Raw genomic sequence first — 19,212 nt, forward strand, 5'->3', positions numbered from 1 at the left:
CGCCGGCGGACCCGCCGAGGGATGCTGCCGGACGGACGCGCTGGGGCGCGGCGGCCGCTCCGTTCCGGCGCACCCGAGACCGTCCGGCGGACCGTGGGCGCGCAGCAGAACCCGACCCGGGCCGACTCGACCGGGTTGGCTGGTCCTTTACACTCTTGCAGCGCGTTACGCTAGACCTCCGGCGGAACAATCCGCGGGACATGCGCGCCGACCATGCCGTACCAGGACCAATACCGCGTCACAACTGAACCAGGAGCCGCCCCATATGCCGATGCCGACCGAGGAAAGGGTGAGCCAGCTCGTTGCTGGGCTCGTCGAACGCCGAGGGCTCGACCTCGAGGGCGTGCACATCACGGCCGCGGGCGGGCCGCAGGCGCGGGTGACGGTGACCGTCGACGGCGACGAGACCGTCGATCTGGACACGATCGCGGACGTCAGTTCCGAGATCTCGGAAGTGCTCGACGACACCGCCGATCTCGGCGAAACCCCCTATCTGCTGGAAGTCACCACTCCGGGTGTCGACCGCCCGCTGACGGCCCCGCGCCACTGGCGACGGGCTCGCGGCCGCAAGGTGCGGGTGCGGATGCGGCCGGGCGCGCAGGCCCCCGAGGGCGCGTCCACCTTCGACGCCCGCGTCGGCGCGAGCACCGACACCGACGTGGCCCTGGTGCTGGGCGGTAAGCGCGCGCCCCACCGGGTGAGCGTGGCGCTGGCGGATATCGAATCCGCGGTCGTCCAGGTGGAGTTCTCCCCACCCGGTGCGGCGGAAATGGAACTGGCCGGGGGCGTGGCCGCGGGCCGCCCGGAACCGGGCGCCACCGATCAGGCCGTCGATCCGGCCGCATCCGCCGCCGGGGGAGAACACGCCGCCAGGGGAGAACACACAGAAGTTGCGCCGACCGAAGGGATCGTGGAATGAACATCGAAATCGAAGCCCTGCGTGCGATCGTCGCCGATAAGGGAATCTCGATGGAGACAGTGCTCTCCGCGATCGAGTCGGCTCTGCTGACCGCCTATCGGCACACCGAGGGCCACGAGCCCAACGCACGCATCGACATCAACCAGAAGACCGGCGTGGTGCGGGTGATGGCCACCGAGACCGATGCCGACGGCAACGTCGTCTCCGAATGGGACGACACCCCGGAAGGCTTCGGCCGCATCGCCGCCACCACCGCCCGCCAGGTGGTGCTGCAGCGCCTGCGCGACGCCGAGAACGAGAAATCCTTCGGTGAGTTCTCGACCCACGAGGGCGATATCGTCGGCGGCGTCGTCCAGCGCGATGCCCGGATGAACGCCCGCGGCACGGTCGTGGTGCGCATCGGCAGCGAGGTTAACGGCGCCGAGGGCCTGATCCCGCCGGCCGAGCAGGTACCCGGCGAGACCTACGAGCACGGCGATCGCATCAAGTGCTACGTCTACGGCGTCTCCCGGGGCGCGCGCGGTCCGCAGATCACGCTCTCGCGCACCCACCCGAATCTGGTGCGCCGGCTGTTCGCGCTCGAGGTGCCCGAGATCGCCGACGGTTCGGTGGAGATCGTCGCGGTGGCCCGCGAGGCCGGCCACCGCTCCAAGATCGCGGTGCGCTCCACGGTGCCCGGGGTGAACGCCAAGGGCGCGTGCATCGGCCCGATGGGCCAGCGCGTGCGCAACGTGATGAGCGAGCTGGCGGGCGAGAAGATCGACATCATCGACTGGGCCGAGGATCCGGCCGCCTTCGTCGGGAATGCACTGAGCCCGTCGAAGGTTGTCTCGGTCACGATCGTCGATCCGGAGGCCCGTGCCGCCCGGGTCGTGGTCCCCGATTTCCAGCTGTCGCTGGCGATCGGCAAGGAAGGTCAGAACGCCCGGTTGGCCGCGCGATTGACCGGTTGGCGCATCGATATCCGCTCCGACGCCGCCCCCGACGTGGCCGGATCGCAGCGGCCGCACGCCCAGCACGGGTAGGCCGCGGCGAGACGGCAGCGCGAGTGCGGGGGTCAACGAGGGGCTGGATGCGGAGATCGGGACATGGCAGCGGTACAGTGGACACAGGCTCAGCGCGAGTCTTCGGTATCCGCACTTTCCGCCCAGGTCGGTGCTCGGGTGAGAACCCGAACTCCCGGCCCGGTCCGGACCTGTGTCGGATGCCGGAAACGCGAGCTGGCCGCCGATCTGTTGCGGGTCGTGGCGCAATCGCCCGGCAGCGCTCCCGACAGGGACGCCGTCGTCGCGATCGTTCCCGATCCGCGGCGCAGACTTCCCGGGAGGGGTGCCTGGTTGCACCCCGTTTCGGCTTGTCTGAGCATGGCAGAGCGGCGCCGAGCGTTCGGCAGAGCGCTACGAGTGTCCGGAAAACTGGATATCTCAGCCCTGGAGCACTACGTCGAGAACAGGCACGAGCACTCATGAGCACACCGTGAAGTACCAACGATGAACGGCCATCGAAGATAACCCGAGGTCGTGCGGGCGTCCTGACCCCTGAACGGGGAGCAAGAGACTGTCGCGCTCGACCTCTCAGTGAGGAGAGCAGTGGCAGGCAAGGCCCGCGTGCACGAGTTGGCTAAAGAACTCGGTGTCACGAGCAAAGAACTACTCGCAACGCTCAAGGAGCAGGGCGAGTTCGTGAAGTCGGCGTCGTCGACGGTGGAGGCACCCGTCGCACGCCGGCTGCGGGAGTCGTTCGCGGCGAAGTCCGCCCCGTCCAACGGCTCCGCGAAATCCTCCGCGAAACCCGGTCCCGCCCAGGCACGTCCGGCCGCCAAGCCGGCCGGTGGCGCGACCCCGGGTCCGCGTCCCGGCCCGCGTCCGGCTCCGGCTGCGGCGCAGGCCGATTCGGCCCCCGTGGCCGAAACCCCTGCGGCGGCAGCGCGTCCCGATGCGGTGAAGCCCGGTCCGGCCGTCAGGCCCGGTCCGAAGCCGGCCGCTCCTGCGGCCTCCGCCGGTGCGGCGCCGTCGGCGTCCGCTCCGTCGGCTCCGGCGCAGCAGCCCGGTGCCCGGCCGGCCCAGGGCGCGCCGCGTCCCGGTCAGCCGCGCACACCGGGTGGGCAGCAGGGTGCGCCGCGTCCGGCGACGCCCGGCCCCAAGCCCGGTCCGAAGACCCCGCGGGTGGGCAACAATCCGTTCTCCTCGGCGCCCGAGCGCCCGGCGCCGCGTCCGGCTCCCGGCCCGCGTCCGGGGCCCGGTCAGGGTGCGCCGCGTCCGGGTCAGGGCGGTCCGCGCCCCGGCCAGGGTGGCCCGCGTCCGGGCCCGGGTCAGGGCGCGCCGCGTCCGGCCGCCGGTCAGGGCGGTCCCCGTCCCGGTGGCCCGCGTCCGTCTCCCGGCTCGATGCCGCCCCGGCCGAATCCGGGTGCGATGCCCGCTCGTGCGGCCCGTCCGGGCCCGTCGGCGGGTCGTCCGGGTCGTCCCGGCGGTGCGCCGGGTGGCGGTGGCGGTCGTCCCGGTGGCGGCGGCGGCGGTAACTACCGCGGTGGCGGCGGTGCCGGTGGCGGCGGTGGCGCGGGTGCGCCCGTGGCCGGTGGTTTCCGCGGTCGTCCCGGTGGCGGCGGTGGCCGTCCGGGTGGTGGCGGCGGTCGCGGCGGTGCCGCGGGTGCCTTCGGCCGTCCCGGTGGCGCCCCCCGCAAGGGCCGCAAGTCGAAGCGGGCGAAACGCGCCGAATACGAGAACATGCAGGCACCGTCGGTCGGTGGCGTGCGGCTGCCGCGCGGCAACGGCGAGATCATCCGTCTCGCCCGCGGCGCGTCGCTGTCGGACTTCGCCGAGAAGATCAACGCCAACCCGGCCTCGCTGGTGCAGGTGCTGTTCAACCTCGGTGAGATGGTCACCGCGACCCAGTCGGTCAACGACGAGATCTTCGAGCTGCTCGGCGGCGAGATGAACTACGTCGTGCACGTGGTCTCGCCCGAGGACGAGGACCGCGAGCTGCTGGAGAGCTTCGACCTCAGCTACGGCGAGGACGAGGGCGACGAAGGCGACCTGCAGGTCCGCCCCCCGGTCGTGACCGTCATGGGTCACGTCGACCACGGTAAGACCCGACTGCTGGACACGATCCGCAAGACCAACGTCCGCGAGGGCGAGGCCGGCGGTATCACCCAGCACATCGGCGCCTACCAGGTCCTCACCAACGTCAACGACGAAGAGCGCCTGATCACCTTCATCGACACCCCGGGTCACGAGGCGTTCACCGCCATGCGTGCCCGTGGTGCCAAGGCCACCGACATCGCGATCCTGGTGGTCGCCGCCGACGACGGCGTCATGCCGCAGACGGTGGAGGCCATCAACCACGCGCAGGCCGCGGATGTGCCGATCGTGGTGGCGGTCAACAAGATCGACAAGGAAGGCGCGAACCCGGAGAAGGTCCGCCAGCAGCTCACCGAATACAACCTGGTGGCCGAGGAGTACGGCGGCGACACCATGTTCGTCAACATCTCGGCGCGTCAGGGCACCAATATCGAAGCCCTGCTCGAGGCCGTGGTGCTGACCGCGGACGCCGCACTGGACCTGCGGGCCAACCCGGATATGGACGCCCAGGGTGTCGCCATCGAGGCGCATCTGGACCGCGGCCGTGGTCCGGTGGCCACCGTGCTGGTGCAGCGCGGTACCTTGCGCGTCGGTGACTCGATCGTGGCGGGTGACGCCTACGGCCGCGTCCGCCGCATGGTCGACGAACACGGCGAGGACGTGGACGCGGCGCTGCCGTCGCGTCCGGTGCAGGTCATCGGTTTCACCTCGGTGCCGGGCGCGGGCGACAACCTGCTCGTCGTCGAGGAGGACCGCATCGCCCGCCAGATCGCGGACCGGCGCAATGCGCGCAAGCGCAACGCTCTGGCCGCGCGCAGCCGCAAGCGGATCAGCCTGGAAGATCTGGATGCCGCTCTGAAGGAGACCTCGGAGCTCAACCTGATCCTCAAGGGCGACAACTCCGGTACGGTCGAGGCCCTGGAAGAGGCGCTGCTCGGCATCGAGATCAGCGACGAGGTCCGGCTGCGGGTCATCGACCGCGGTGTCGGTGGTGTCACCGAGACCAACGTCAACCTGGCCTCGGCGTCGAACGCGATCATCATCGGGTTCAACGTCCGGGCCGAGGGCAAGGCCACCGAACTCGCCAACCGCGAGGGTGTGGACATCCGCTACTACTCGGTGATCTACCAGGCCATCGACGAGATCGAGAAGGCCCTCAAGGGCATGCTCAAGCCGATCTACGAAGAGGCCGAACTGGGTCGCGCCGAGATCCGCGCGGTGTTCCGCTCCTCGAAGTTCGGCAACATCGCCGGCTGCATGATCACCTCCGGGACGGTCAAGCGCAACGCCAAGGCCCGCCTGCTGCGCGACAGCGTGGTGATCGCCGATACGACGATCCAATCGCTGCGCCGGGAGAAGGACGACGCCACCGAGGTCCGCGAGGGCTTCGAATGCGGTATGACGTTGGGCTACAACGACATCAAGGAAGGCGACATCGTCGAGGCCTACGAGCTTCGGGAGAAGCCGCGCGACTGAGTCGTCCACAGTGAACGAACGTCACGTTCGGTGCAGGCATTGACCGGACGTGACGTTCGCTTCGCGGGCGCTGTGTCGCGACACGTGAAGAGGTGAGCCGTTGTTCGTCGGTGCGCTGGAGTTCGACATCCTGCTCGGCGATGTGCACTCGTTGAAGGAAAAGCGGTCGATGATCCGCCCGATACTGGCCGAACTGCAGCGCTTCGGCGTCAGCGCGGTCGAGGGCGGAGATCACGATCAACACCGCCGTTCACAGTTGGGCGTCGCACTGGTCAGCTCCGAGATGGGACATCTCACAGCGGTGCTGGACAAGTGTGAACGCCACGTGGCGGCCCGTCCGGAGTTACAGTTGCTGGCAGTACGCCGCCGCATCTTCGGACCCGAAGACTGAATGACAAGTGAGGAGGGCCCGCCATGGTGGATCAGGCCAGGGCACGCCGACTCGCGAAGCGGATCGTCTCGATCGTCGGGACGGCGATCGAATACGAGATCAAGGATCCGCGGCTGCGTTTCGTCACCGTCACCGATGCCAAGGTGACCGGTGATCTGCGGGAGGCGACCGTCTATTACACGGTGATGGGTGAAACCCTCGCCGCCGAACCGGATTTCGCGGGCGCCGCGGCCGGACTGGAGAAGGCCAAGGGTGTGCTGCGGTCCAAGGTGGGCGCGGCCACCGGGATCAAGTTCACGCCGTCGCTGAGTTTCGTCCTCGACACGGTGCCGGATGCGGCGCGCGAGATGGAACAGCTGCTGGCGAAGGCCCGTGCGGCCGACGAGAAGGTGGCGCAGGTCGCGGCCAACGCCACCCATGCCGGCGACGCCGATCCCTACAAACCCGACCCCGACGAGGAAGACTGACCGCGACGGCGGTCGACGCGGTGGACGGGCCGGGCTCGCGAGGCGGTTCCCCGGTTCTGTCGCCGGTGAGTCGAGCGCCGGAGAATCGAGCTTGGAAATGACAGCTGTGACGTCGTCGGCGGATCCGGCCGCGGCCGTCGAAGTATTGGCGGCCGCGCGATCGGTGACCGTGCTGTGTCATGTGCAGCCGGACGCCGATACCGTCGGCAGTGGACTGGCACTGGCGCAGGTGCTGCATCGGCGCGGTGTGCCGGTGCAGGTGTCCTTCGCCGAGCCGGCCGAACTCCCGGCATCGATGCGCTCGCTGCCCGGCGTGGAGTTTCTGGTGCCCCCCGAACAGGTGGCGGAGCGAGTGGACCTGCTGGTCACCGTCGACTGCGGCAGCGTCGGGCGCCTGGGCGCGCTCGCGGACCGAATCGACGGCGCCGCAACCACTGTGGTGATCGACCATCATCGCTCCAACACCCGCTTCGGTGATGTGAACCTGATCGACGAGACCGCGGAGTCCACCACCAGTGTGCTGGCGCGGCTGTTCGACGCCTGGGGTGAGGAGATCGACCGGGACATCGCGCACTGCCTGTTCGCCGGTCTGGTCACCGATACCGGGTGTTTTCGCTGGGGCGGTCCGGGCACCCATCTGCTAGCCGATCGTTTGCTGTCCACCGGAATCGACGGCGCGGGAATCACTCGCACGCTGATGGACACCCATCCCTTCGGCTGGTTGCCGATGTTGTCGCGGGTGCTCGGATCGGCGCGACTGGAACCGCGGGCGGCCGGCGGCGCCGGACTGGTCTACGCCTTCGTCCGCAGCGACGACTCCGACGGTTTGCGGTCGGAAGAGGTGGAAAGCGTCATCGACGTCGTCCGCACCACCGCCGAGGCGGATGTGGCGGCGGTATTCAAACAGTCCCGCACCGACGCCGGCTGCTGGACGGTATCGCTGCGCTCGCGCGACAGCGGTGTCGGCACCGGCGATGCCGTCGACGTCGCCCGGGTCGCGACCGGTCTGGGCGGTGGTGGCCACCGCTACGCCGCCGGCTATACGACATACGGGACGTCCGAAGACGTGGTTGCCGATCTGCTCGCGGAATTGGCCCCCGGCCGGGAGAGCTGAGCATGGGACGCGGCGGGTGGCCGGCAGCGGTCCCCGCGGACGTTCGCCGCGGCCTCCGAGGCCGGGTCTGACGGCATGGTCGAGACACATCCCGAAGGCGGTGTCACGGCCGTTGCCGGCGCCGCGCGCCACGATGCGGGTCCGCGGCGCATCCTAGGCATCGCGATCCCCACGCTGGGAGTGCTTGTCGCCGAACCGATCTACCTTCTCTTCGATATGGCGGTGGTGGGCCGGCTGGGAGCGCTGGCGCTCGCGGGACTCGCCGTGGGTGGCTTGATACTCGGTCAGGTCAGCACGCAGTTGACGTTCCTGAGCTACGGGACCACCGCTCGCTCAGCGCGCCGCCACGGCGCCGGTGACGAACGAGGCGCGGTCGCCGAAGGGGTGCAGGCGAGTTGGCTCGCGGTGGCCGCCGGACTGGCGATCGTCGTTGTGCTGCAAGTGTTCGCACGACCCGTCGTGGATGTGATCGCGGGCGGCGCCGATATCGCGGACGAGGCGTTGCGCTGGTTGCGGATCGCGCTGTTCGGAGTCCCGTTGATCCTGCTGACCATGGCCGGTAACGGCTGGTTGCGCGGGGTGCAGCAGACACGGCGTCCGCTCGTGTATGTGATTGCGGGACTGGTTGTTTCGGCACTGCTGTGCCCGCTGCTGGTGCACGGCCTGCTGGGGGCGCCCCGGATGGAACTGGCCGGATCGGCCGTGGCCAATGTGGCCGGGCAGGTCGTCTCGGCCGGGCTGTTCGTGGCCGCGCTGGTGCGCCGGCGGGTGCCGCTGCGGCCCCATCCGCGAGTCATGCGGGCGCAGTTGGTGCTCGGCCGGGATCTGATCGTCCGGAGTCTGGCGTTCCAGGCCTGTTTCGTCTCCGCCGGTGCGGTCGCCGCCCGGTTCGGCGCCGCCTCGGTGGCGGCGCACCAACTCGTGCTGCAGCTGTGGAATTTCCTTGCCCTGACGCTCGATTCGCTGGCCATCGCGGCGCAGACCCTCACCGGTGCGGCGCTGGGCTCCGGCGACGCATCCGGCGCGCGCGTGCTGGCCCGCCGGATCACGGTGTGGTCCACCCTGTTCGCGGTGGTGCTCGCCGTGATCTTCGCCGCCGGATATGCCGTCGTCCCACAGGTTTTCACCGACGATCCGGCGGTCCTGGACCGCGTGCATGTGATCTGGTGGTTCTTCGTGCCCCTCATACCCGCCGCCGGGGTGGTCTTCGCCCTCGACGGTGTGCTGCTGGGCGCGGGCGACGCCTCGTATCTGCGCACCACCACGATGGCCGCGGCGCTGCTGGGATTCCTGCCCGCGATTTGGCTGTCGCTGCGCTTCGACTGGGGTATCGCCGGGATCTGGTCCGGGCTGAGTGCCTTCATTCTGCTGCGCCTGATCGCGGTGAGCTGGCGGGCGCTGTCGGGACGCTGGGCTCGAGTCGGCAGTGAGATCCCGCGGTCGGTATGACCGCACACGATGTCGTATCCGGAAGCGTGTCGGTACCCGGCCGCCGACGTGCGCACCGCGGACGGTGTGCGAAATACGCGGCGCCGGGTATGTCCGCACGCGAGGGTCGGGTGTGCTCGCATCACGATGATCATGGGATGGTGGAACGGTGATTCCTAAGTTGATGGCGGTGAGCGATATCCATGTCGGTCATCAGGGGAACAAACCGGTGGTCGAGCAGATCCGCGCGGATTCGCCCGAGGACTGGCTGATCGTCGCCGGTGACGTGGGGGAGAAGACCGACGACATCCGCTGGGCGCTGCGTACCCTGCGGGAACGCTTCGCCAAGGTGATCTGGGTCCCGGGCAATCACGAATTGTGGACCACCACCAAGGATCCCGTGCAGATCAAGGGCGCCCCCCGCTACGACTACCTGGTCGCGCTGTGCCGCGACCTCGATGTGGTGACCCCGGAGGACGAATTCCCGGTCTGGGAGGGCGCGGGCGCCGAACAGTACGGCGGGCGGGTGACGATCGCGCCGCTGTTCATCCTCTACGACTATTCGTGGATGCCCGAGGGCGCGTACACCAAGGCCGAGGCGCTGGCCATCGCCCGGGACCGCAATGTGGTCGCCACCGACGAATTCCTGCTGGCCAGCGACCCCTACCTGACGCGCGACGCCTGGTGCCGGGCTCGCGTCCAGTACAGTAGGCGCCGGCTCGACGCGCTGGAGCCCGATACCGCGGTGGTGCTGATCAACCATTTCCCGATGCTGCGCGAACCCACCCGGATGCTGTTCTATCCGGAATTCTCGCTGTGGTGCGGGACCGAGGACACCGCCGACTGGCACACCCGCTACAACGTGGTGTGCTCGGTCTACGGCCACCTGCACATCCCGCGCACCACCTTCTACGACGGTGTCCGGTTCGAGGAGGTTTCGCTCGGCTATCCGCGCGAATGGCAGCGCCGCGGCCTGCCGGACAAGCTCCTGCGCCAGATCCTGCCCGCCCCGGAATACGGGCCGGACGACCTGAACGAATGGGGCGGCCACTTCAAGATCACCCCCGAGATGCGGGCGGCCGCCGAAGAGATGCGCCGCCTCGCCGACCGCCGCCGCGGCGTGCGCTGACCGCGCGGGCGTGCGCGCCGACCTGCGGTGACAGGCCGCAGCGGCGTGCGCGGGACGGCGCGTCACCACGGACGCCGGTGTGCGCCGCGGTAGTCCAGACATGCGCTGCCGGGCCGGCCCGCCCGGGGCGATTCGGTGTGCTCGCGGTAGATCCGCAGCCCCTCACGGATCTTCCACGCGGCCCGCTCGAGCTGATCGGGGGTCAGCGCCTTGTCGAAGGCGGCTGCGTCGACCAGTTGGGCTCGTACCTGTTCCAGGTTCAGTCGTGCGTACTCCAGCGGGGTGAGCTCCATGCGCGGGAGATTACTCCAATTCGAACATACTTTCGATACCAGGCTTCGCTCTGTAGTGGTCGGTGTCCGGTGTGCGGACGCTCGCCGGTTCAGCGGAAGCGATGCACCATGGTCACGCTCGTCGTACCGGCCCGGTTGACGACATGCGAGCCCGGGACGATGTCGAAACCGAGTCGCTCGTACAGCCGCAGCGCCGGATTGGATTGCCGCACACTGAGACTCACCGCGTCGTAGCGCTGCCGGGCATCCGCCAGCAGACGGCGCAGCAGGGTGGTGCCGAGCCCGCTGCCGCGCAGCTGTGGCGCCACTCCGATCGCGAGTTCGGGTGTCGCGTCGTCGACGTATCCGTAACCGGGGTTGTCGGCGGGAAACAGTCGCAGCCAGGCGGCACCTGCGCCGCCGGTAGGCCCGCCGACGACCCCGAGATCCCCCTGGCGGCCCCACCCCTCGACATAGCGTGCGAGTTCGGGCACCGAGCGCAGTTCGTCCGAAGTCATGTTCTGTTCGGCCGCGTGGGAGGCTTCGAACAGCATCGCCCACAGCAGGGGCTCGTCAGCAGGTGTGGCGGTGGCGACCGAATGGGGCATGTCGCGCGACTCTACGGCCTTCGACCCCGACGGATCCTCCCATTTTCCGGTGCGCCTTCTGCGGTGGGCCGCTGCCTCGTCCCCAAAGCTGGCTGAGTCCGGGTACCGCCCGCACCGCTAGGCTCGTAGCGCAGACAGGGTCGACTCAGGAGGCGGTCATCGAGGAACAGGCGCGCGTCATCGGCAGCATTCTGCCCGCGGGAGTTGCCGCGGCGGAGCTGTTGCGGTATCCGGAGGATCTGAAACCGCATCCCGGTGAGGAACATCTGATCGCGCAATCGGTCGAGAAGCGGCGGCGCGATTTCATCGGCGCCCGGCACTGTGCGCGGCTGGCGCTGGCCCAGCTCGGTGAGCCGCCGGCGGCGATCGGCAAGGGCGAGCGCGGGATGCCGCTGTTTCCGCGCGGAGTCGTCGGCAGCCTCACCCACTGTGACGGGTACCGAGCGGCGGTGCTGGCGCATCGGCTGCGCTGGCGGTCGGTGGGCATCGACGCCGAACCGCACGACACGCTGCCCGAGGGGGTGCTGGACTCGGTGAGCCTGCCCGCCGAACGGGACTGGCTGCGCGGCGCGATCCCCGCGACCGGACTGCATATGGACCGGCTGCTGTTCTGCGCGAAGGAGGCCACCTACAAGGCGTGGTTCCCGCTCACCCAGCGCTGGCTCGGCTTCGAGGACGCCCACATCACCTTCACCGTCGACGACACCGGCACTGCGGGCACCTTTCACAGTGCGCTGCTGGTTCCCGGGCAGACCCTCGACGGCGGTGCGCCGCTGACCGCGTTCGACGGCCGCTGGACGATCGCCGAGGGGCTGATCCTGACCGCGATCGTGGCCGGCTGATGGCCGAACGCGAGGCGATCGTCGATCCGCTCGGCGGTCTGCTGATCATCGACAAGGACGGTGGGCAGACCAGCCACGACGTGGTCGCACGCTGCCGGAAGATCCTGCATACCAGGAAGATCGGCCACGCCGGCACGCTCGACCCGATGGCCACCGGCGTGCTGGTGCTCGGCGTCGAGCGCGCCACCAAACTGCTGGGCCTGCTGAGCCTGACCACCAAGTCCTATGCCGCGACGATTCGCCTCGGCCAGGCCACCGTCACCGACGATGCCGAGGGTGAGGTGCTGGCCACCATCCCCGCCGGCCATCTCGCCGACGCCGATATCGCCGCGGCCGTCGCCGCGCTCACCGGCGATATCGAGCAGGTGCCCTCGACGGTGAGCGCGATCAAGGTCGACGGTGAGCGGGCGTACGCGCGCGCCCGGGCGGGTGAACAGGTGAAACTGGCGGCCCGGCCGGTCACGGTCTCCCGGTTCGATATCCTGGACCGGCGTGATATCGACACCGGCGCAACGACATTCGTCGATCTGGACGTCGAGGTCGACTGTTCCTCGGGCACCTACATCCGGGCGCTGGCCCGCGATCTCGGCACCGCGCTGGGGGTCGGCGGACATCTGACCGCGTTGCGCCGCACCCGGGTCGGCCCGTTCACTCTCGAACACGCTCGCACCCTGGAGCAGCTCGCCGACGATCCGAGCCTGAATCTCGACGTCGATGCCGCTGTGCGCCTTGCCTTTCCGCATCGGGAGATCGACGCCGAACAGGCCGAATCGCTGCGCGACGGGCGCTGGCTGGACCCGGTCGGCCTGCGCGGTGTGCACGCGGCCACGACCACCGACGGCCGGACCATCGCCCTGCTCGAGGAGAAGGGCAAGCGCTCCTCGCCGGTCTTCGTGGTGCGCCCGCGCGGGCTCATCGACTGAGTGCAGGTCTATCCTTCGCCGATCTGCTCACGGAGCCGATCGACCGCGTCGCGCATATGCCCGACGAGCAGTTCGTGCACATCGCGCGGCGGGCCGGCGGCGATGGCCTCGCGCAGCGCCACATGTTCGCGGACCTGCTCGCCGAGGTCGGTGTAGGTCGTCTGCAGGGCGCCCAGGCACATCCGGGTCTCGATCAGCAGTGTCCGCGCGGCCCGCACCAGCCGCGGGCTGTCGGCGCTGGTGACCAGCGCCTGATGGAATTCGTGGTCGGCATCGGTGACGCCGGTGGCATCGCCGCGTTCGGCACAGGCTTGCATATCGGCGACGCTCGATTGCAAGGCCTCGTAGGCGATCTCGCGGCGGCCGTCCAGGATCAGGTCCAGCGCACCGCCCTCGATCGCGGTGCGGGCGCGGTAGATGTCGACGACGTCGGCCAGGCTGAGTTCGATGACGAAGATGCCGCGATGCCGCACGCTGTGCAGCAGCCCTTCGGAAACCAAGCGCTGCATGGCCTCCCGGACGGGTCCGCGCGAGACGTCGAACTGCGCGGCCAGTTCGGCCTCCACCAGTTGGGTCCCCGGCGCCAGCGTGCCGCGCACGATCGCCGCGCGCAGCCGGTCGGCGATCATCTCCGCCGTGGACTGCCGATTCACGGGTTCGAACTCAATCACCGACATGAATCGGCCTTTCCGAGAAGAGCGTTCCGAGCCCCGGTCCGGACGCAGGCGTGTGGGCGGGCAGTCCCGCCAGTCGCAGCCCGTGCCAGACGGTGACCTGGTTCGCGGTGAGTACCGGCTTGCCGAGCGCTGATTCCAGCTCCGGAAGCAGTTGTATCGTATGCATCGCGGTATCGGGAATCAGCAGCGCCTCGGCGTCGGGATGGTCGTTCGCCGCCGCCAGGTCCAGCACCTGCGACGGTGTCAGCGTCCCCACTTCGGCGGCCGTGTCGATTCCGGCGCTCGACATCGAGACCACCCGGATGCCGGCGGCGTCGAGGAAGTCCACGAAGAGGGCGGCGACCTCGTCCGGATAGCTCGCGCACACGGCGACGCGGCCGGCGGCTATCGCCCGCACCGCCTCCACGAACGCGAAACTGGTGCTCGACGCGGGGACGCCGCAGATCCGGGAGAGCTCCTCCGCCTGTTCGCGCGCACCCTGCGGCCCGTAGACGAAGCTGCCCGAGGTGCAGGCCCACACCACAGCCAGGGGATCGAAGGGCGCCAGCAGATCCGCGCCCCGGCGCAACTTGTCCGGACTGCCCAGCTCGAGCAGTTCGGGCACCGCGTGCAGGTCGGTGCCGTAGATGTGCGCGACACGAAGATCGACGCCGAGATGCGCTGCTGCCCAGGGATATTCGTCCTCGGCGGCGTGATCGGGATAGATGAATCCGACGGTCGGTGTCCGTTCCACAGCGCCTCCTAGAAAACGTTCTGCAGCCACTTGCCCGGGCCCATCATCGGCAGTTTCATCCGTCCGAGACAGGCCCACATGGTCAGTTGGTTGGCGGTCAGGACCGGTTTGCCGAGCAGCTGTTCCAGCGGTTCGACCAGGTCGTAGGTGGGAAGGTTGGTGCAGCTGACGAAGATGGCCTGCGCGGCGGGATCGTCGGCGGCCATGATGCGCTCGGCGATCGTGCGATAGCTGACCTTCCAGATGCCGCCGCCGAGTCCCAGATGATCCGATCGCAGGACCTCGCAACCGGCCTCGTGCAGGAACTCGTGCAGCTTCGTGGTCAGAATCTCGTCGTAGGGCGTGATGACCGACATCTTGGACAACTGCAGTTTGTGCACGGCCTCGACCAGTGCGCCGGAGGTGGTGATCGCGTCGCGGGCGCCGGCCCGGCAGATGGTGTCGCGCAGCGCCCGTTCGTAGGCCAGCCCCTTGATGAAGCTGCCCGAGGTGCACAGATAGGCGATCACCTCGGGTTCCACGTGCAGGACGTTGCGCGTCGCCGCGGTCAGATGTGCTGCGTCGGAGACCAATTCGGCCATCTCGAGCGAGACCGGCACCGGCTCGTACGGCGTGCGCGCCAGATGCAGGCTCACTTCCAGGGGAGCCCACCGCCACAGTTCGCGCTCGAGCGCCAGATCGAACGGCGCGATGATCCCGATGCCCCGTTGCGCGACAGGCCCGTCCAACTCGGGAAAATTCAGTTCCACGAGGGCCCCTCTCGCGTTCGGGCGACAATCCTCCGCGCACAATCGGATTGTTGACAAGCATACGATGGGTTTTTAGCCTGTCAATATGAACGCGGGCCCAGTTGTCACCGTCCTGCACGACGGCGTCGAGCCCGACGCGGAATTTATGCGTCCGGTGTTGGAGCAAGCCACCGTCCGCTTCGCCGACTGGGCGTCGCTCGCGGACGCGCTGCCCGGCGCCGAGGCGCTGTTCGTCTACGACTTCCGCAGCACCGCCCTGCCCGGCGCCTGGGATCGCGCCGATCGGATGCGGTGGGTGCATGTGGGCGGCACGGGTGTCGACGCCGTGATGTTCGACGCACTGATCGACAGCGACGTACAGGTCACCAACACCCGCGGCCTGTTCGACGAGCCCATCGCGGAATACGTTCTCGCCCAGGTGCTCGCCTTCGCCAAGGATCTGCCCGAATCGCTGCGGCTGCAGCAGCGTCACCAGTGGCGCCACCGCGAATCCGAGCGGGTGGCGGGAGCCGCGGTGCTGGTGGTCGGCACCGGCTCGATCGGACGCGCGATCGCCCGCCTGCTGCGCGCGGCCGGGATGCGGGTGCGCGGGGTGGGGCGGACCGCGCGCATCGGCGATCCCGATTTCGGCACGGTGGCAACCGATTTGCACGCCGAACTGCCCGGGGCGGATTACGTGGTCTGCGTGACGCCGCTCACCCCGCAGACCCGGCACATGTTCGACGCGAGCGCCTTCGCGGCGATGAAGCCACATGCGCGTTTCATCAATGTCGGGCGTGGGGAATCCGTGGTCACCGACGATCTGGTCGCGGCGCTGCGCGGCGGTGTGCTCGCCGGTGCGGCGCTGGACGTGGTCGATCCGGAACCGCTGCCGGCCGGCCACCCGCTGTGGGATCTGCCCAATGTCGTTGTCACCCCGCACAACAGCGGCGACTTCATCGGCTGGCGGGCGGAGATCGTCGCCGCGTTCACCGAGAATTTCGAGCGGTGGGCAAGCGGTCAGCCCTTACACAATGTGGTCGACAAGAAGCTGGGTTACGTGCCCAGCTGAAGGGAGTCACGATGGCCCACCCCGATACAGGGACCGACCCCGCGGCGATGACCGCGGCCGAGTTGGCCGCCGCCTATTCGGCCGGGGTCTTGTCTCCCGTCGAGGCCACCCAGGCCGCGCTGGACGCGATCGCGGCCCGCGACGACGTCCTCGACGCGTTCTGCCTGGTCGACCCGGAGCGGGCGATGGTGCAGGCCAAGGAGTCCGAGGCGCGCTGGCAGGGTGGTCATGCGCAGGGCCTGCTCGACGGCGTGCCGATCTCGATCAAGGACATCTTCCTCACCGAGGGGTGGCCGACGCTGCGCGGTTCGACCTCGATCCGGCCGGATGTGCCGTGGCCGGTCGACAGCCCGGCCACCGCCCGGCTGCGCGAGGACGGACTCGTGTTCCTGGGTAAGACCACCACGCCGGAGCTGGCGTGGAAGGCCACCACCGACAGCGCGCTGACGGGAATCACCCGTAATCCGGTCGACCCGGACAAGACGTCCGGCGGTTCCTCCGGCGGTTCGGCGGTGGCCGTCGCGGCCGGCATGGGACCGGTGTCGATCGGGACCGACGGCGGTGGCAGCATCCGGATTCCGGCCTCGTTCTGCGGCGTGGTGGGATTCAAGCCCACCCACGGCCGCGTCCCGCTGTACCCGGCCAGCCCGTTCGGGCCGCTGGCACACGCCGGGCCCATCGCGCGCACCGTCGAGGACGTGGCGCTGCTGATGGACATCCTGTCGCTGCCCGATCACCGCGATCCGACCGCGGGTGCGCCGCCGCTGCTGACCTTTCGTGGCGAACTGCAGCGCGAGGTGCGCGGTGCGACGGTCGGCTTTTCGGCGAATCTCGGTTTCGCGCAGGTCGATCCGGAGGTCGCGGCGGTCGTCGCGGCGGCGGTGCGGGCGCTCGACGAGGCCGGTCTACGGGTGGTCGAGGCCGATCCCGGATTCGCCGATCCGCGCGCGGCGTTCGAAACGATGTGGGCGGCCGGTGCAGCGGCCATGCTCTCGACGTTCCCCGAGGGCACCCGGGAGCGGGTCGATCCCGGCCTGGGCGCCATGTGGGACCGCGGCCGCACGCTGAGCGCGGTCGACTACATCGAGGCGCGTGCGGTGGCGGCGGAGATCGGCATCGTGATGGGGGCCTTCCATACCGCCTACGACGTCCTCGTCACGCCGACGATGCCGATCACCGCATTCGACGCGGGATACGATGTGCCACCGGGTAGTTCGATGGACAGCTGGCCGCAGTGGACCCCGTTCACCTATCCGTTCAATCTCACCCAGCAGCCGGCGATCACCATTCCCGCCGGGCGGACCGCGGCGGGAATGCCGGTGGGGCTGCAGATCGTCGGGCCGCGCCACTCCGACGATTTCGTGCTCGCGGTGGCCCGCTTCGCCGAGGCGGTGCTGAGCTGAAATGCGACGCGGCCCGGACCTGTTCGGACCGGGCCGCTCAGTCGCACCTGCGACGTGTCGTTACTCCGAAGACCGTGTGAAGGACAGTGTTTCGCCTTCCACGCCGCGCAGCCACAGCGCGTTGCACGCGGCGGCCAGCTCCGGCAGTCCTTCCTCGATGGTCGCGAACACATTGCCCGGAACCCAGCCCATATCGCCGTTGATCAGCAGGTTGTTGCGGTCGTAGAACAGTGCCAGATCGGTGGCGCCCTGCGCGTCGTGCGCGGCCGAGCCCGGTTCGTAGCCGTAGGCGGGATTGCCGATCTCCCACGGTTCGAAGTCGAACAGGCAGACGTCACCGGGAATCGGTGTGACGGTGGGGTTTTCGCGATGCGGCGCGGCGGTGATGCGCGGCACGAGGGTGTACACCTCGTTGCGGGCGTATTTGGCGTGGAATGCGTCGCCCTCCTGCGGCAGCGCGTCCCACACCGCCGCGCAGGTGTGCGGGGCCGGCTCGTCCAGCAGTCGCGCGCGAGCCCGCACGCCGGCCTTGGTCAGGGTGATGGTGATGTATCGGGCCATCGAGATCTCCTGTTCCGCTCGGGACGTGGGTATCGCTACAGCTCGTCCAGGACGCCGGTCCACAGCGCCAGCGCCTCGTCGACCTGCTCCGCGGTCACGATCAGGGGCGGGATCATTCGCACGACGTTGCTGTAGGCCCCGCAGGTCAACAGGAGCAGGCCGCGCTCGGCGGCCAGCCGCTGGGCCGCCGCGGCCGTGGCGGTATCGGGTTCGCCTGCCGCCGTGGTGAATTCGCTGCCCACGAGCAGGCCGAGGCCGCGCACGTCGCCGATCGCCTTGGTGGCGCAGGCCCGGGCGCCTGCCAGCAATTGGTCCCCGCGGGCGGCGGCGTTGTCCACCAGCCCCTCGGATTCGATGACGTCGATCGTGGCGACCGCGGCCGCGCAGGCCACGGCATTGGCGCCGTAGGTGCCGCCTTGAGATCCCGGCCAGGCCTTGGCCATCAGCTCCTGTGGCGCGGCGATTCCCGACAGCGGAAAACCACTGGCCAACCCCTTGGCTATGGTGATGACGTCGGGCTGCACGTCGAAATGCTGGTGCCCGAAGAACTTTCCGGTGCGGCCGAACCCGGTCTGGATCTCGTCGAAGATCAACAGGATGCCGTGCCGGTCGGCGCGCTCGCGCAGGCCCTGGAAGAACCGGGTGTTGCCCGGGATGTAGCCGCCCTCGCCGAGCACGGGTTCGACGATGAAGGCGGCCGTCTCGGCCGGGGCGGTGAGCGTGGTGAGGATGTAGTCGAGCTCGCGCAAGGCGAAATCGGTCGCCTCCTCCTCCGACCAGCCGTAGCGGTAGGCAGTGGGGAACGGCGCCACGTGCACACCACCCATGAGCGGGCTGAAACCGGCCGAGAAGCGGGTTCCGGACGTGGTCATGGTCGCGGCGGCGACCGTGCGGCCGTGGAAGCCGCCGTGGAACACCACCACATTGGGGCGGCCGGTGGCCTGCCGGGCCAGCCGCAGCGCGGCCTCCACGGCCTCGCTGCCGGAGTTGGCGAAGAACACCGAATCCAGGTGGGCGGGAAGCACATCGGCGAGCCGTTCGGTCAGCCGCAGCAGCGGCCGGTGCATAACCGTCGTGTACTGGCCGTGGATGAGGCTGCCGATCTGTTCGCGCGCGGCCTCGACCACCCGCGGATGACAGTGCCCGGTGCTGGTGACGCCGATCCCGGCGGTGAAGTCGAGGTACCGGCGACCGTCGGTGCCGTACAGGTAGCAGCCCTCGCCGTGATCGACGGTGACCGGCGTGGCCTGCCGGAGAACGGGGGAAAGTGCAGTCATGGTGATCCGCCTCCCGGGCGACGGGAAATCCGCACCGGTGACGGCCGGATTCTTATTGTCGGATTGTTGACAATGTGTATAACATGGCCGCGACGGTGACGGCAACGACTGCGCC

At 69.2% G+C, this 19,212-nt stretch carries 20 protein-coding genes; 13 read left to right on the top strand and 7 right to left on the bottom strand.

Features of this window, described 5'->3' with window-relative positions:
• The first annotated feature begins 265 nt into the window (after positions 1–265).
• The 9 genes from rimP to IG65_RS0102530 all read left to right on the top strand — a co-directional run bounded on the left by rimP (position 266) and on the right by IG65_RS0102530 (position 10,001).
• Positions 266–919, top strand: coding sequence for a ribosome maturation factor RimP (gene rimP, locus IG65_RS0102495; RefSeq protein WP_030513158.1), 654 nt, complete (start codon positions 266–268; stop codon positions 917–919).
• Positions 916–1,944, top strand: a complete 1,029-nt coding sequence (gene nusA, locus IG65_RS0102500) for a transcription termination factor NusA (protein ID WP_030513159.1) — start codon at positions 916–918, stop codon at positions 1,942–1,944. Before rimP ends, nusA begins: the two co-directional genes overlap by 4 nt.
• Before the next feature lie 63 nt (positions 1,945–2,007).
• Complete coding sequence (locus IG65_RS36625; RefSeq protein WP_081879203.1) at positions 2,008–2,388, top strand: YlxR family protein; 381 nt, start codon at positions 2,008–2,010, stop codon at positions 2,386–2,388.
• A 120-nt stretch (positions 2,389–2,508) separates the two neighbouring features.
• Positions 2,509–5,472 (top strand): translation initiation factor IF-2, encoded by a 2,964-nt coding sequence (gene infB / locus IG65_RS0102505; RefSeq protein WP_030513160.1) that lies wholly within the window; start codon positions 2,509–2,511, stop codon positions 5,470–5,472.
• Positions 5,473–5,572: 100 nt separating this feature from the next.
• Entirely contained in the window at positions 5,573–5,863 is a 291-nt protein-coding gene (locus tag IG65_RS0102510; protein WP_030513161.1) for a DUF503 domain-containing protein, read from the top strand.
• 23 nt (positions 5,864–5,886) lie between these two features.
• On the top strand, positions 5,887–6,330 hold the full coding sequence (rbfA, locus tag IG65_RS0102515) for a 30S ribosome-binding factor RbfA (protein WP_030513162.1): 444 nt from the start codon (positions 5,887–5,889) through the stop codon (positions 6,328–6,330).
• 97 nt (positions 6,331–6,427) lie between these two features.
• Positions 6,428–7,444, top strand: a complete 1,017-nt coding sequence (locus tag IG65_RS0102520) for a bifunctional oligoribonuclease/PAP phosphatase NrnA (RefSeq protein ID WP_036522744.1) — start codon at positions 6,428–6,430, stop codon at positions 7,442–7,444.
• Positions 7,445–7,519: 75 nt separating this feature from the next.
• On the top strand, positions 7,520–8,893 hold the full coding sequence (locus IG65_RS0102525; protein WP_030513164.1) for an MATE family efflux transporter: 1,374 nt from the start codon (positions 7,520–7,522) through the stop codon (positions 8,891–8,893).
• 148 nt (positions 8,894–9,041) lie between these two features.
• The gene (locus tag IG65_RS0102530; protein WP_104363038.1) at positions 9,042–10,001 is read left to right on the top strand and encodes a metallophosphoesterase; all 960 of its coding nucleotides are present in this window, start codon (positions 9,042–9,044) and stop codon (positions 9,999–10,001) included.
• 62 nt (positions 10,002–10,063) lie between these two features.
• Here the strand turns inward: IG65_RS0102530 and IG65_RS0102535 are convergent, their stop codons facing one another.
• On the bottom strand, positions 10,064–10,294 hold the full coding sequence (locus tag IG65_RS0102535; RefSeq protein ID WP_030513166.1) for a DUF6374 family protein: 231 nt from the start codon (positions 10,292–10,294) through the stop codon (positions 10,064–10,066).
• A gap of 89 nt (positions 10,295–10,383) precedes the next feature.
• Positions 10,384–10,881 carry a GNAT family N-acetyltransferase gene (locus IG65_RS0102540; protein WP_030513167.1) on the bottom strand — a complete coding sequence of 166 codons (498 nt, stop codon included), beginning with the start codon at positions 10,879–10,881 and terminating at the stop codon, positions 10,384–10,386.
• Between the two features lie 158 nt (positions 10,882–11,039).
• Between IG65_RS0102540 and npt the strand changes: the two genes are divergently transcribed.
• Together npt and truB are read left to right on the top strand one after the other, a co-directional pair.
• Positions 11,040–11,723, top strand: a complete 684-nt coding sequence (gene npt / locus IG65_RS0102545; protein ID WP_030513168.1) for a 4'-phosphopantetheinyl transferase Npt — start codon at positions 11,040–11,042, stop codon at positions 11,721–11,723.
• Entirely contained in the window at positions 11,723–12,646 is a 924-nt protein-coding gene (gene truB, locus IG65_RS0102550) for a tRNA pseudouridine(55) synthase TruB (protein WP_030513169.1), read from the top strand. The genes npt and truB overlap by 1 nt, the downstream gene beginning before the upstream one ends.
• An 8-nt stretch (positions 12,647–12,654) precedes the next feature.
• Here truB and IG65_RS0102555 read toward each other — a convergent pair whose 3' ends face one another.
• Genes IG65_RS0102555 through IG65_RS0102565 form a run of 3 tightly spaced genes read right to left on the bottom strand, consistent with a single transcriptional unit; the run spans position 12,655 to position 14,805 of the window.
• Positions 12,655–13,323, bottom strand: coding sequence for a GntR family transcriptional regulator (locus IG65_RS0102555; RefSeq protein ID WP_030513170.1), 669 nt, complete (start codon positions 13,321–13,323; stop codon positions 12,655–12,657).
• On the bottom strand, positions 13,310–14,056 hold the full coding sequence (locus tag IG65_RS0102560; protein ID WP_030513171.1) for a maleate cis-trans isomerase: 747 nt from the start codon (positions 14,054–14,056) through the stop codon (positions 13,310–13,312). Before IG65_RS0102560 ends, IG65_RS0102555 begins: the two co-directional genes overlap by 14 nt.
• 8 nt (positions 14,057–14,064) lie before the next feature.
• Positions 14,065–14,805, bottom strand: a complete 741-nt coding sequence (locus tag IG65_RS0102565) for an Asp/Glu/hydantoin racemase (RefSeq protein ID WP_030513172.1) — start codon at positions 14,803–14,805, stop codon at positions 14,065–14,067.
• 85 nt (positions 14,806–14,890) lie between these two features.
• Between IG65_RS0102565 and IG65_RS0102570 the strand changes: the two genes are divergently transcribed.
• Together IG65_RS0102570 and IG65_RS0102575 are read left to right on the top strand one after the other, a co-directional pair.
• Complete coding sequence (locus IG65_RS0102570) at positions 14,891–15,856, top strand: D-2-hydroxyacid dehydrogenase (RefSeq protein WP_030513173.1); 966 nt, start codon at positions 14,891–14,893, stop codon at positions 15,854–15,856.
• A gap of 11 nt (positions 15,857–15,867) precedes the next feature.
• Entirely contained in the window at positions 15,868–17,259 is a 1,392-nt protein-coding gene (locus tag IG65_RS0102575) for an amidase (protein ID WP_231509019.1), read from the top strand.
• A 60-nt stretch (positions 17,260–17,319) separates the two neighbouring features.
• On the opposite strand, the gene IG65_RS0102580 is transcribed toward IG65_RS0102575, so the two are convergent.
• Positions 17,320–17,820, bottom strand: coding sequence for a DUF3830 family protein (locus IG65_RS0102580; RefSeq protein ID WP_030513175.1), 501 nt, complete (start codon positions 17,818–17,820; stop codon positions 17,320–17,322).
• A 35-nt stretch (positions 17,821–17,855) separates the two neighbouring features.
• Complete coding sequence (locus tag IG65_RS0102585; RefSeq protein ID WP_030513176.1) at positions 17,856–19,097, bottom strand: aspartate aminotransferase family protein; 1,242 nt, start codon at positions 19,095–19,097, stop codon at positions 17,856–17,858.
• Positions 19,098–19,212 lie beyond the last annotated feature (115 nt).

Origin of the sequence: Nocardia sp. NRRL WC-3656, assembly GCF_000720265.1 — a bacterium.
GTDB classification, from domain to species: domain Bacteria; phylum Actinomycetota; class Actinomycetes; order Mycobacteriales; family Mycobacteriaceae; genus Nocardia; species Nocardia nova.